11 protein-coding genes are annotated in these 12,937 nt (G+C 71.0%); all 11 read right to left on the bottom strand.

All coding sequences use genetic code 11. The annotated features are described in order from the left end of the window. Positions 1-44 precede the first annotated feature (44 nt). The gene (locus tag RCR19_RS04335) at positions 45-281 is read right to left on the bottom strand and encodes a formate dehydrogenase subunit delta (protein WP_331263848.1); all 237 of its coding nucleotides are present in this window, start codon (positions 279-281) and stop codon (positions 45-47) included. 1 nt (position 282) lies between these two features. Continuing rightward, the gene (fdhF, locus tag RCR19_RS04330) at positions 283-3,099 is read right to left on the bottom strand and encodes a formate dehydrogenase subunit alpha (RefSeq protein ID WP_331263847.1); all 2,817 of its coding nucleotides are present in this window, start codon (positions 3,097-3,099) and stop codon (positions 283-285) included. Beyond that, entirely contained in the window at positions 3,096-4,664 is a 1,569-nt protein-coding gene (locus RCR19_RS04325; protein WP_331263846.1) for an NADH-quinone oxidoreductase subunit NuoF, read from the bottom strand. Before RCR19_RS04325 ends, fdhF begins: the two co-directional genes overlap by 4 nt. Next, complete coding sequence (locus RCR19_RS04320) at positions 4,661-5,143, bottom strand: formate dehydrogenase subunit gamma (RefSeq protein ID WP_331263845.1); 483 nt, start codon at positions 5,141-5,143, stop codon at positions 4,661-4,663. The genes RCR19_RS04325 and RCR19_RS04320 overlap by 4 nt, the downstream gene beginning before the upstream one ends. Before the next feature lie 225 nt (positions 5,144-5,368). Further along, positions 5,369-6,124: an acyl-CoA dehydrogenase family protein gene (locus RCR19_RS04315; protein ID WP_331263844.1), complete on the bottom strand. Its 756-nt coding sequence runs from the start codon at positions 6,122-6,124 to the stop codon at positions 5,369-5,371. Positions 6,125-6,319: 195 nt separating this feature from the next. Beyond that, complete coding sequence (locus RCR19_RS04310) at positions 6,320-6,994, bottom strand: GntR family transcriptional regulator (protein ID WP_331263843.1); 675 nt, start codon at positions 6,992-6,994, stop codon at positions 6,320-6,322. Between the two features lie 517 nt (positions 6,995-7,511). Next, entirely contained in the window at positions 7,512-8,696 is a 1,185-nt protein-coding gene (locus tag RCR19_RS04305) for an iron-containing alcohol dehydrogenase (RefSeq protein ID WP_331263842.1), read from the bottom strand. A gap of 32 nt (positions 8,697-8,728) precedes the next feature. Next, positions 8,729-9,664, bottom strand: coding sequence for an NAD(P)-dependent oxidoreductase (locus tag RCR19_RS04300; protein WP_331263841.1), 936 nt, complete (start codon positions 9,662-9,664; stop codon positions 8,729-8,731). 70 nt (positions 9,665-9,734) lie between these two features. After that, entirely contained in the window at positions 9,735-11,255 is a 1,521-nt protein-coding gene (locus tag RCR19_RS04295) for an aldehyde dehydrogenase (RefSeq protein ID WP_331263840.1), read from the bottom strand. Next, a complete protein-coding gene (locus RCR19_RS04290) occupies positions 11,252-12,364 on the bottom strand; it encodes a mandelate racemase/muconate lactonizing enzyme family protein (RefSeq protein WP_331263839.1) in 1,113 nt (370 codons plus the stop codon). Before RCR19_RS04290 ends, RCR19_RS04295 begins: the two co-directional genes overlap by 4 nt. Beyond that, entirely contained in the window at positions 12,361-12,924 is a 564-nt protein-coding gene (gene fae / locus RCR19_RS04285) for a formaldehyde-activating enzyme (protein WP_331263838.1), read from the bottom strand. The genes RCR19_RS04290 and fae overlap by 4 nt, the downstream gene beginning before the upstream one ends. Between the last annotated feature and the right edge of the window lie 13 nt (positions 12,925-12,937).

Raw genomic sequence — 12,937 nt, 5'->3', positions numbered from 1 at the left:
TGAAGGGGGGTGAGGCGAAGTCGTGTGCCGCAGGCGCCCGCCGGTCAGCCCGTGGGGGCCTCCTGCGACCGGGCCAGCAGCCCCGCGGCGGCGACGACCACGGGATCCAGGCCGTCCGACCCGGTCTCCACCAGCTCCAGCAGCCGGGCCCGCATCCGGGGGTCCCAGAACCGGCGGATGTGGCCCGCGATCGCCTCCGCGGCCTCGTCACCGGGTACATGCCGCAAGTTCGCGGCGATCTGGTTCGCCATCCGCTGCTCGGACGGCAGGGCGGCGGCCATCTCAGTCCACCGCCGCGAGCCGCTCGGTCCCGAGGGACTCGCCGGCGTGCCGCTCGAGCGGATGGGCCAGGCCCACCTGCACTGCGGTCACCTTGTACTCGGGGCAGTTGGTCGCCCAGTCCGAGTTCTCGGTGGTGACCACGTTGGCGCCGGTCACCGGGTGGTGGAACGTGGTGTAGACGACGCCCGGCGGCATCCGGTCGGAGATCCGGGCCCGAAGCGTCGTACTGCCGACCCGGCTGGCCAGCGTCACCAGGTCGCCGTCGGTGATGCCCCGGTTCTCGGCGTCCAGCGGATGCAGCTCCAGCAGGTCCTCGGGGTGCCATGCCACGTTGCCCGTGCGCCGCGTCTGCGCTCCCACGTTGTACTGACTGAGGATGCGGCCCGTGGTCAGCACCAGCGGGTAGCGAGAGGTGGTCCGCTCGTCTGTCGGCACATAGGCCGTGACGACGAACTTGCCCTTGCCGCGGACGAACGCGTCGACGTGCATGGTCGGGGTGCCCTGCGGAGCCTCGTCGTTGCACGGCCACTGGACGCTGCCGAGCTTGTCGAGCAACTCGAAGGAGACACCCTTGAAGGTGGGTGTGACCTGGGCGATCTCGTCCATGATCTGGCTCGGGTGGTCGTACGCCATGGGATAGCCCATGGCGGTGGCGATCTCGCTGACTATCTGCCACTCGTGCTTGCCCGTCTTGGGCTTCATCACCGCCCGCACCCGGTTGATCCGGCGCTCGGCGTTGGTGAAGGTGCCGTCCTTCTCCAGGAACGAGGCGCCCGGCAGGAAGACGTGCGCGAACCTGGCCGTCTCGTTGAGGAACAGGTCCTGCACCACGACCAGGTCCATCGCCGCCAGCGCCGCGCTGACGTGCTGGAGGTTCGGGTCGGACTGGGCGATGTCCTCGCCGTGCACGAACAGGCCCCGGAACGAACCGTCGATCGCCGCGTCGAACATGTTCGGGATCCGCAGCCCCGGCTCGGGCAGCAGGGAACGGCCCCACAACTCCTCGAACACGGTGCGCACCGCATCGTCGGAGACATGGCGGTAGCCCGTGAACTCGTGCGGGAAGGAACCCATGTCGCAGGAGCCCTGCACGTTGTTCTGGCCGCGCAGCGGGTTGACGCCCACGCCGTCCCGGCCGATGTTGCCGCAGGCCATCGCGAGGTTCGCCATCCCCATGACCATCGTGGAGCCCTGGCTGTGCTCGGTCACGCCGAGACCGTAGTAGATGGCCGCGTTGGGCGCCTGCGCGTACAGCCGGGCGGCTGCCCGCAGTTCCTCCGCTGGAACGCCGGTGACGGGCTCGGTGGCCTCCGGGCTGTTCTCGGGGAGGGCGACGAACCGGGCCCAGTCGTCGAACCCTTCGCACCGCGCATCGACGAAGGAGCGGTCGACCAGGCCCTCGGTCACCACCACATGCGCCATGGCGTTGATGACGGCCACGTTCGTGCTGGGCTTGAGCTGCAGATGATGTGCCGCCTGGATGTGCGGCGAGCGCACCAGGTCGATACGCCGCGGGTCGACCACGACGAGCTGGGCGCCCTCGCGCAGTCGCTTCTTCATGCGTGAGGCGAACACCGGGTGACCGTCGGTCGGATTGGCGCCGATGACCATGATGAGGTCGGCCTTCGCCACCGATCGGAAGTCCTGTGTGCCGGCCGACTCCCCGAAGGTCTGCTTCAGCCCGTACCCGGTGGGGGAGTGGCAGACCCGGGCGCAGGTGTCGACGTTGTTGTTGCCGAACGCCGCGCGCACCATCTTCTGGACGACGTAGACCTCTTCGTTGGTGCACCGCGAGGAGCTGATGGCGCCGATCGAGCTCGGCCCGTACGCGTCCTGGATGGCGCGCATCTTCTCCGCGACCGTCCGGATGGCCTCGTCCCATTCGACCTCGCGCCACGGGTCGGTGGTCTTCTCGCGCACCATGGGCTTGAGCTTGCGGTCGGGATGGGTCGCATAGCCGAAGGCGAAGCGGCCCTTGACGCAGGAGTGGCCCTCGTTCGCCCCGCCGTCCTTGTAGGGCACCATCCGGACCAGTTCGTCGCCGCGCAGCTCGGCCTTGAACGAGCAGCCCACGCCGCAGTACGCGCAGGTGGTGACCACCGAGCGGGAGGGCATGCCGAGTTCGACGACCGACCGCTCCTGAAGCGTCGCGGTCGGGCAGGCCTGGACACAGGCGCCGCAGGAGACGCACTCGGAGTCCAGGAAGGACTCACCGGCACCGGGGGAGACCTTGGAGTCGAAGCCGCGGCCTTCGATGGTCAGCGCGAAGGTGCCCTGCACCTCGCCGCAGGCGCGCACGCACCGCGAACAGACGATGCACTTGGCCGGGTTGAAGTCGAAGTACGGGTTGCTCAGGTCCGGCGCGGCGTCGAGGTGGTTCTCGCCCTCGTACCCGTAACGGACCTGGCGCAGCCCCACCACGCCCGCCATGTCCTGCAGTTCGCAGTCGCCGTTGGCCGAGCAGGTCAGGCAGTCGAGCGGATGGTCGGAGATGTACAGCTCCATGACGCCCTGGCGGAGCTTCTCCACCTTCGGCGTCTGGGTGCGTACGCACATCCCGTCCGCGACCGGTGTGGTGCAGGACGCCGGGGTGCCGCGGCGGCCGTCGATCTCCACCACGCACAGCCGGCAGGAACCGAACGGCTCCAGGCTGTCGGTGGCACAGAGCTTGGGTATGTCGATTCCGGCCTGCGCCGCCGCGCGCATCACCGAGGTGCCCTCGGGCACCGTGACGGGCAGCCCGTCGACCTCGACCGTGACGGTCGCCCCGCCGGGCCGTTCCGGGGTTCCGAAGTCGGGCTCCTTGAGCAGTGTCATGCCGTGCCCTCCCCCCTCGTGAGGAAGTCGTCGGAGAAGTGTGTGACGGCGCTGCGTACCGGCATGGGGGTCAACCCGCCCATGGCGCACAGCGATCCGTCGGTCATCAGCTCACAGAGGTCCTCGAGCAGGGCGAGGTTCTCGTCGCGCTGCTCGCCGGCCACGATCCGGTCGATCACTTCGACGCCGCGCACCGAACCGACCCGGCACGGTGTGCACTTGCCGCACGACTCCGCGGCGCAGAACTCCATCGCGAAGCGGGCCTGCGCCGCCATGTCGACGGTGTCGTCGAAGACCACGACACCGCCGTGGCCGAGCATGGCGCCCGCCGCGGCGAACGCCTCGTAGTCCATGGGCAGATCGAACTGGGACGTCGGCAGGTAGGCGCCCAGCGGCCCGCCCACCTGCACCGTGCGCACCGGCCGTCCGCTGAGCGTCCCGCCGCCGTAGTCCTCGATCAGCTCGCGGAGGGTGACGCCGAACGCCGTCTCGACGATGCCGCCGTGTGCGATGTTGCCGCCGAGCTGGAAGACCTGTGTGCCGCGCGAGCGTTCCACGCCGAGTTCCTGGTACGCCTTCGCCCCGTCGGCGAGGATCACCGGAACCGTGGCCAGGGTCAGGACGTTGTTGACGACGGTCGGCTTGCCGAACAGCCCCTCGATGGCGGGGATGGGCGGCTTGGCGCGGACGACGCCGCGCTTGCCCTCCAGGCTCTCCAGCATGGAGGTCTCCTCACCGCAGATGTACGCGCCGGCGCCGACCCGCACATGCAGATCGAAGGTGAGGTCCGAGCCGAGGATGCGCTCCCCGAGCCAACGGCGATCACGCGCGATCGCGATCGCGGCCCGCATCGTGGCCACCGCGTCCGGGTACTCCGAGCGGATGTAGACATAGCCCTCGCGGGCGCCGACCGCGTGTGCGGCGATCGTCATGCCCTCGATGAGCATGAACGGGTCGCCCTCCATGACCATGCGGTCGGCGAACGTGCCGCTGTCGCCCTCGTCGGCGTTGCAGCAGACGAACTTCAGCGCGTCGGCGCAGTCGAGCACGGTCTTCCACTTGATGCCGGCCGGGAACCCCGCGCCACCCCGGCCGCGCAGACCGGACTCGGTGACGGCGGCGACCACGTCGGAGGGCGGCAGGTCCAGGGCTCTGCGCAGCCCGACGAGGCCGCCGTGGCGCTCGTAGTCCTCCGGGGAGATGGGGTCGATGATCCCGACCCGGGTGAACGTGACCCGGTTCTGGCGGGCCAGCCACGGAAGTTCGTCCACGACACCGAGCCGCAGAGGGTGGTCCGCGCCGTCCAGGAAGCCTGCGGCCAGCAGGTCCGCCACGTCCGAGGGCGCCACGGGACCGTAGCCGATCCGGCCCTCGGGGGTGGCCACCTCGACCAGTGGTTCCAGCCAGAGCATGCCGCGCGACCCGTTGCGCACCAGGGTGATCGGCAGGTTCCGGGCGTCGGCCGCCCGTCGGATCGCCTCCGCCACCGCGTCCGCCCCGACCGACCGCGCGGCCGAGTCGCGGGGGACGTACACCGTCACCGGGGAGTTCGATGTCCGTGTCATGACGAGACCGCCTCGTCCACGATCGAGCGCAGACGTTCCGCGCTCATGCGTCCGAGTACCTCGCCGTTCACCTCGACGGAGGGGCCCAGCGCGCAGTTGCCGAGGCAGAAGACCTGCTCCACCGTCAGAGAGCCGTCCGCCCGCGTCTCCCCGAGGGCGAGGCCCGTCCGGTCCCGGGCGGAGTTCACCAGTGCGTCGGCGCCGAGGGCCTGGCAGGCCTCCGCGCGGCAGATGCGGACGGTCGTGCGGCCGGCCGGCTCCCGGCGGAAGTCGTGGTAGAAGGAGACCACCCCGTGTACGTCCGCCCGGGACAGATTGAGCTCACGGGCGAGCATCGCGACGGCCTCCTGCGGGACATGGCCGAGTTCGGCCTGGATGGCGTGCAGGATCGGCAGCAGTGGACCGCGCTGCCCGCGATGGGCGGCCGCGATCGCACCGACAGCGGCCTCCGTCGTCACGTCACCGACGCTCGTCGTCATGGTTCCTCCCTACGGGGATGGTGATCGACGAGCCCGGACACCTCGCCGCGCTGCTCGTACCGTGCATGACGCCTCTCAATGCATACGGAACTTTGTATACAAGCTTCACTCTGTGTGGCCCCCTGGCGACTCTGAAGGCTCATCGGATACTGTATGCAGTTATCATCGGCTGCGTCCACCGTCCGGAACGGGTCAACCGCGGTCACCGCGGACCGGGGCGGGCGGTCAGGCGAGTGCGCGGACCCCGGGCGCCCCGGTGGGCGATCCGGCCCCCGCGGTGGACATCGCGGCCAGCCATGCGCGGACGGTGCTCAGCAAGCCGTCCGCCTCGCCGTCCCGTTCGAGCAGTGCACCGGCGGGGAGCAGGACGGGATCCGCGCAGACCGTCGACGTTCCGCTGCCGCGCGGACCGTCGCCGCTGGGGCGGGCGGGCACGAACAGGCCGGGCGCATCCGCAGGCACCAGCCACAGGGACGGTCCCTCCCCGCCGTGTGCCGGCGGGGAGGACCAGATGTAGCCGTCGGCCTCGCCCGCCCCGACGACATCGCGTTTGCGGCCGCGCAGGGCCACCACGTCCCCGGTGCGCGTCTCGGTCGAACCCGTCGGTGACGGTGCGGCCCCCGGTGTTCCGGCGTCGTCGGCGTCGGTGAGGGCGAGCGTGCCGAGGTGCAGGCCGACGGCGACCTTGCGGCGCATCCAGTGCGAGCCGTACGCCTCGATGAAGGCGACGGCGGCGTAGTGGGACCGGACCACCGCGCCGGTGGCGGGGCAGGCGCGGGACACGTCGGTCACGACCTCGGCGGCCTCGGTGAGGCCCAGCCCTCCGCCGCCGAGATCGGTGGCGACGGTGAGCCCGAGCAGCCCCGCTTCCCCGAGGGCGGTCACCGAGGCGCGGGGAAATCTCCCGCGCGCGCCGGTCTCCTCGGCGGACGGCTCGATGGTGCTGCTCAAGACGTGGGAGAGAGCGGAGCGGAACGACATGGAGCGGCTCCCTGCGGTCTTGGAGGGGTGACGCCTCATGGGCCGGCGGGGCGGACTCCGCGAAGCCCCCTCTCATGGGTGATTGCATACTGTATACCGCCATGGGGCGACGGGTATCCATCTCTGCTCGGGTGAAATATGGCGTCAGGCCCCGGCGGGCTTGCGTGAACGCCGGCGGGTGGGGCTACGAGGCCCTCACTGCTCCGCTGTCGCGCGCCCGTGGTAGCTGGCGCGGGTGTGCTCGGTGTGGGCCCGCATCAACTGCTGTGCCCGCTGTTCGTCGCCTGCCTCGATGGCGTCGATCATGGCGCGGTGCTCGATCCAGGAGAGTGCGCCACGAGTGCGGGCGACGGGTGTGTAGAGCCACCGGACGCGGCGGTCCACCTGGGCGGACAACTCGGCGAGCACCGAGTTCGCGGCCAGTTGCATCACCTGGGCGTGGAAGGCGGCGTTGGCGGCGACCACGACGTCGACATCGTCGGACACCCGGGCTCGTTCGCCCGCCGTGCACAATGCGCGCAGCCGCTCGGTGGCGCGCGGGGTGGCGTTGGCAGCTGCCAGCCTCGCCGCCTCGGCCTCCAGCAGACCGCGCACGACGAGCAGTTGGTCGGCCTCTTCCTCCGTGGGGTCGTGCACGAACGCGCCCTGGCCGGGGCGCAGATCCACCCAGCCCTCAGTGTCGAGGCGTTGCAGCGCCTCCCGGACCGGTTGGCGCGAGACGCCCAGTTGGCCGGCGAGTTCGCTCTCGACCAGATGCCGGCCCGGTTCGAGCGACCTGGTGACGATGAGTTCCAGGAGAGCCTCGTAGACCCGCTCGCGCAGCGGGCCGGGCCGTTCCACCTTCGGCACGGCGCCGGTCGGCAAGGCCATGACTCCACCCCTCGGTAGCGGCTCACCAGAGCCGCCCGATATTGGATTTCGTCTACAGTCTACTCCGCCCTGGACCGCGGGTGTCGGGCCGCCGCCCCGCTCGCGTCGGCCTGAGGCCCGCACGAGCTGGGTCCCTGCCCGCGTCCCGCCTCTTCCCTTGTCACGAGCATACGAAATACTGTAGACAAAGCGGGGTCGACGACCTCACGAGGCCCTGCCGACCGGGGAGATGCGCCGACCGTCGACCCCGCGGCCGGCCCCCGAGGCGGGTCCACACCGATGTCGGCGGTACTCCATGAACGTGTTCACGGGCGGACACCGCCTGAATCGGCGAGCGGCGGCCACCGTGAGCCGAGGGCGACGCGGCACGTGACACGGACGCGGGACCGGCCGGCGGGTGCGCCCCCTGGGCCGGTCGGTCCCCGGCGTCCGGACCGGTCACCCGACCCGGGCGGGGGACGCCGCCCGGACCGGTGTCGCGACCGGATCCGGACGGCCATCGTGCGGCGTCGGTGCGTCAGGGCCGCTCGTACGTCCGCTCCAGAATCTCCAGTACCTCGGACTCGTCCGGCAGCCGCGGCGCGTTCTTGGTCACGGCGTCGGCGACCGCGCCCGCCGCGATGGCCGGCAGCAGGCCGCGGTCGGCGCCCAGGTCACGCAAGGGGCGTTTGACGTCCAGTTGTCCGGAGATCTCACGTACGGCGGTCACGGCCGCTGCGGCCCAGTCGCCGTCGGCCGGGGGGTCGAGACGCATGGCTCGGGCGGCGCGCTCGTAGGCGTCCTGCGCGGCGGGTGCGCTGAACTCCATGACCTCCTCGAGCACGGCGGCGAGGGCGACTCCGTGCGGAGTGCCGGTGTGGGCCGTGATCGCATGGCCGATGCCGTGCACGAGGCCGAGTCCCGAGAGGGTCAGGGCCTGACCGGCCAGATGCGCGCCCATCATCAACTCGGCGCGGGCGCCGAGGTCCGAGCCGTCCCGGAACGCCACGGGCAGGGCGCGGCTCACCATGCTCACGGCCTGGGCGGCGTACGCGACGGAGAAGGGGTTCGCGCCCCGTGACGCGAGCGACTCGATGCCGTGGACGAGCGCGTCGAGGCCGGTCGCGGCGGTGGCCGCGGCGGGCAGTCCGAGCGTCAGCTCCGGGTCCAGCAGGGCGATGTGCGGCTTGACCGAGGGATGCCCGATGTACACCTTGCGGCAGGCCGCGGCGTCCTCGATCACGCCGAACCCGTTCGTCTCGGCCCCCGTGCCCGAGGTGGTCGGGACGGCGACCAGCGGAAGCCCGGGTGCCGCCCCCCAGAGGTGGTTGGCGTCGGCTGCCACCGCGTCCGGATTGCCGACGAGCAGTGAGATGCCCTTCGCCGCGTCCAGCACCGAACCGCCGCCGAGCGCGATCACCGCGGCGGGGCCGAAGGCGCGTGCCCGGGCCGCGCCCGCGTCGACGTTGCCCGTGGACGGGTTGGGCGCCACCTCGTCGTGGACGGTGTACTCGACATCCGCCGAGTCGAGGATCTTGAGGACGCGCTCGACGACACCGGCGGCCCGCAGTCCGCGGTCCGTGACGACGAAGGCGCGGTTGTGGCCGGTCGTCGCGATCAGTTCCGGCAGGCGGACGATGCGGCCGGGGCCGAACTCGACACGGCAGATCGGATCGATGCTCAGCGACGGTGTGCTGAGGCCGCCGTGTGGGGAAGGGGTCATGGCTTGAGGCTCCTGGAGTGCTGCGTACGGGTTCAGACCGTGAGTGCCGCGCCGGCCGGTGCGGCCGCCGGGTTCGGCAGGCGGAACTCCCGCCCCGCGAGGGTCTCGTAGAGACGGACCGGGCTCATCTCGCCCGCGAGGTCGCCGTGCTGTGCCTTGGAGCGGCGGTAGATCTGCTCGACCAGGGCGGACAACTCGGTGGACACGCCCAGATCACGGCCCAGGTCGACGGCGAGGCCGAGGTCCTTGCAGGCGAGGGCCATGGCGAACGAGTCGTCGTAGTCGCCATCGGCGAGCACGCACATGATGTCGCTCTCCAGGAAATGGGAGGCGGCCGGGCTCGCCAGCAGCGCGCTGCGCAGCACGCCCAGGTCGACACCGGACTTCACGCCCACGGCGAGGACCTCCGAGGCGGCGACCAGGTGGCTGAACCAGAGCAGGTTGATCATCAGCTTGACGGTATAACCCGTGCCGAGCGCACCGACGTGCAGGATGCGGTCCGGGTCGCCCAGGGACTCCAGGACGGGCAGGGCGATCCGGAAGTCGTCCTCGAGGCCGCCCACGAAGATCTGCAGGGCCCCGGCCTCCGCACCGCGCGCCATGCCGCTGACCGGTGCGTCGAGCCGGCGCACGGCCCGGGCGTCCAGCACCGCGGACGCCACCCGCTCCGCCGCGGCCGGGGTCGAGGTCGACATGTCGATCCACAGTGCGCCCTCGGGCAGTGCCTGAGCCGCGCCGCCCCGTAGCAGCACGTCCTCCACGATGCGGGGGTTGGGGAGCATCGTGATCAGGAACTCGGCGTCGCGCGCACAGTCGGCGGGGGAGTCGGCCCAGCGGGCGCCGAGCGCAAGATGTTCGACGGCGGCCTCGGGCCGGGTGTCGTGCACGGTGACCAGGTGGCCCGCGTGGATCAGGTGGCGGGCCATGTGGCGTCCCATGTTGCCCAGGCCGATGAAACCGATCCTCATCAGTGTCCTCGCTGCTGTCGGAGAGCTGTCGGAGAAGAGAAAGAAGGGGGCGCCCCGCTCCGGGGGCGGGTCAGGCGAGATTGATCCAGGTGGTCTTCAGCGCGGTGTACGCGTCCAGTGCGTGCAGCGACTTGTCGCGACCCGCACCGGTGGCCTTGAAGCCGCCGAACGGGGTGATGACGTCGCTGGCGTCGAAGGTGTTGATCCAGACGGTGCCGGCCCGAAGCCGCTTCGCGGTGCGGTGCGCCACGGTCACGTCCCGCGTCCACACCGAGGCGACCAGCCCGAAGTCGCTCTCGTTGGCGAGCCGCACGCCGTCGTCGACGTCTCCGTCGAAGGACACCACGGCGAGGACCGGCCCGAAGATCTCCTCCTGACCGACGGCGGAGGTGTTGTCGACGCCGTCGAGCACGGTGGGTTCGAGATAGCTGCCGCCGGTTCCGGCCAGTGTGCGGCCGCCGCCGAACAGCACGGTCGCGCCGTCCCGTACGCCCTGCTCGACATGGCCGAGAACCTTGGTCAGCTGGGCCTCGTCCACGATCGGGCCCATCACTGTGGCCGGGTCGAGGGGGTCGCCGACCCGGAAGGTGTCGTCGGTGATGCGCCGTACGGCGTCGAGCAGCCGGTCCTTCACCGAGGAGTGCACGACGACGCGCGACCCCGCGTTGCAGGTCTGGCCCGCGTTGTAGAAGATGCCCCAGGCCACGGCCGAGGCGGCGGCCTCGATGTCGGCGTCGGCCAGGACGAGTTGCGGCGACTTGCCCCCGGCCTCGACGGCGACCTGCTTGCCGTTGGACTCGCCCGCGTAGACCTGGAAGAGCCGGGCCACCTCCGCCGAGCCGGTGAAGGCGATCTTGTCGACGTCCGGATGCCGGCCGAGCGCCTGCCCGGCGATCTCGCCCCGTCCCGGGACCACGTTGAGCACGCCGTCGGGCAGCCCGGCCTCGGTGGCGAGCGCGGCCAGCCGCAGCGCGGCGAGCGAGGTCTGCTCGGCGGGCTTGAGGACCACGCTGTTTCCGGTGGCGAGCGCCGGACCCAGTTTCCAACTGGCGATCAGCAGGGCGTAGTTCCACGGAACGACGGCCCCGACGACGCCCAGGGGCTCCCGGGTGATCAAGGCGAGCGCGTCACCCGGGGTCGGCGCGATCTCGTCGTACGTCTTGTCGATGGCCTCGGCGTACCACGCGATGGTCTCCGCGGCCTTGGACACGTCCACCCGCAGCGACTCGGTGATGGGTTTGCCCATCTCCAGGGTGTCGAGGAGGGCCAGTTCCTCGGCATCGGCGCGGATCAGCTCCGCCCAGTGGAGCAGGATGCCCTTGCGTTCCTTGGGCGCGAGGTCACGCCAGCGGCCGTCGTCGAAGGCGGTGCGCGCGGACCGCACGGCACGGTCGACGTCCTCGGCGGACGCGGCCTGCACCGTGCACAGCACCGCGCCGTCGCGGGGCGACACGCTCGCGAAGCCGTCACCGGACGTGGCATCGGTGAACGTGCCGTCGATGAACAGGCGGGCCTCGAAGGCGAGTTTGTCGGCCGCGGCCCGCCATTCGTCGTGGGACCGGGTCAGCAGGTCCTCGATGGTGTACGTCACTTGACCCTCCAGCGGTCGATCGCGTCCTCGTCCAGTTCGATGCCGAGACCCGGCCTGTCGGGCACCTCGAGGCAGCCGTCGGCGTTCACCTGCACGGGTTCGGCGAGCATGAAGTCGCGGCGCTCGGGGGTCCAGCCGGGCGGGTCGTAGGGGAACTCGAAGTACGGGCCGCCGCCGACGCCGGCCGCGACATGCAGGTTGGCGAGCACGCCGATGCCGTTGGTCCAGCTGTGCGGCGTGAACTGACGGTGCTTCAGGTGTGCGAGCTCGGCGAGTGTGCGGGCGCGGTGCATGCCGATCGCGAGGACCACGTCCATCTGGTAGACGTCGAGGGCGTCCTCCTCCAGATAGCGCAGCAGTTCAGTGGGCGAGTGGTGCATCTCGCCGGCGGCGATGCGCACGCCCGGGTTCTCGGCGCGCAGCCGCTTGAAGCCGTCCAGGTCCGCGTACGGCAGCGGCTCCTCCACCCAGAACACGTCGAGTTCGGCGAGCCGGGCGATGGTCTTGCGGGTCTTGGCCAGGTCGGAGGCGTTCGCCGTGTCACCGGCCATCCGCCAGGACTGGTTGAGGTCGACCATGATCTCGAAGTCGTCGCCCAGTTCCTCGCGAACGGCCCGGACCGACGCGATCCCCTCGTCGACGCGGTTGCGGTCGATGCGGATCTTCATGGCCCGGAAGCCGGCCTCGCGCACCTTCAGCGCCGTCGCCACCCGCTCCCCCGGGGACTTCAGCTCTCCGGAGGAGGCGTACGCGGGCAGTCGCCTCGCCGCGTTGCCGAACAGCTCGGAGACGGGACGCCCGTGCACCTTGCCGATGACGTCCCACAGGGCCGCCTCCAGCGGCCAGTAGTGGGCGCCGTGGAAGTTGGCCGTCTCGATCGCCCTGACGTGCCGCGTGATCTCGAGCGGGTCCTCGCCGACGAACAGGTGCTTGTAGGTGTCGAAGCCGTCCATGAGGTCGCCGGACCCGATCCCGGTGATTCCCTCGTCGGTGTGCACGCGCACGATCGTGGCGTCAAAACGGCTGCGCGGCTCGGGGTCCCAGGCGGCGCGGAAGGGCGGATCGAGTTCGAGGCGAAGGCGGTCCAGGGTGATGTCGGTGATCTTCACCGGGCGACCACCTCGGGCGCGGACGCGGCGAGCACCTCGGGGGAGGGTGTGTAGAACGGGTTCGTCGCACCTTCCCTCGCCGCGGCGAGGGCGTCGTCGACCGACGGGGTGCCCGTCACGGCGGCACGGATCGCACCGTGGGCCGCGGCCCGCTGGTTGCGGAAGCAGGCGTCGAGGTCGTGGACCGCCGGGTTGACCCACACCGCGGCGATGATCAGCAGCTCGTCGGCCTCCCCGGGCGGGATCAGGCCCTGCGCCACGGCGTCCAGCACACCCTGCGCCAGGCCCGCCTGGGCGCTGCCCCAGATGGCGCGTTCGTGCAGATCGCTTCCGGCGACGGCCTTGTTCACGAACAGTGTCAGCGGCCGGACCGGCACCGACGGGCGTACGACCGTCATGAACGGCACATGTCCCGCGCTCGGCGTTGCCAGCGCGGTCGCCCAGGCAGTCTCGACCGGGCCGCCCTTGCGGCCGATCACCACGTTCGTGTGTGCGGCGTCGGCGCCGTCACCGACGAAGGACTCGCCGATGAGCGCGGTCGCGGCAAAGGGGGAGGGCATCGGAACTCCTGGA

This window comes from Streptomyces sp. WAC07094, from assembly GCF_036320405.1.
Classification (GTDB): domain Bacteria; phylum Actinomycetota; class Actinomycetes; order Streptomycetales; family Streptomycetaceae; genus Streptomyces; species Streptomyces lannensis.
The sequence above is the reverse complement of the archived record's forward strand: the minus strand, read 5'-3'. Positions and strand labels throughout refer to the sequence as shown.

Excerpts from the sequence above, each read along its gene's own strand:
- RCR19_RS04320 (WP_331263845.1), bottom strand. The coding sequence starts at position 5,143 with ATGACGACGAGCGTCGGTGACGTGACGACGGAGGCCGCTGTCGGTGCG.
- fae (WP_331263838.1), bottom strand. The coding sequence starts at position 12,924 with ATGCCCTCCCCCTTTGCCGCGACCGCGCTCATCGGCGAGTCCTTCGTC.
- RCR19_RS04300 (WP_331263841.1), bottom strand. The coding sequence starts at position 9,664 with ATGAGGATCGGTTTCATCGGCCTGGGCAACATGGGACGCCACATGGCC.
- RCR19_RS04335 (WP_331263848.1), bottom strand. The coding sequence starts at position 281 with ATGGCCGCCGCCCTGCCGTCCGAGCAGCGGATGGCGAACCAGATCGCC.
- RCR19_RS04325 (WP_331263846.1), bottom strand. The coding sequence starts at position 4,664 with ATGACACGGACATCGAACTCCCCGGTGACGGTGTACGTCCCCCGCGAC.
- RCR19_RS04315 (WP_331263844.1), bottom strand. The coding sequence starts at position 6,124 with ATGTCGTTCCGCTCCGCTCTCTCCCACGTCTTGAGCAGCACCATCGAG.
- RCR19_RS04305 (WP_331263842.1), bottom strand. The coding sequence starts at position 8,696 with ATGACCCCTTCCCCACACGGCGGCCTCAGCACACCGTCGCTGAGCATC.
- fdhF (WP_331263847.1), bottom strand. The coding sequence starts at position 3,099 with ATGACACTGCTCAAGGAGCCCGACTTCGGAACCCCGGAACGGCCCGGC.
- RCR19_RS04310 (WP_331263843.1), bottom strand. The coding sequence starts at position 6,994 with ATGGCCTTGCCGACCGGCGCCGTGCCGAAGGTGGAACGGCCCGGCCCG.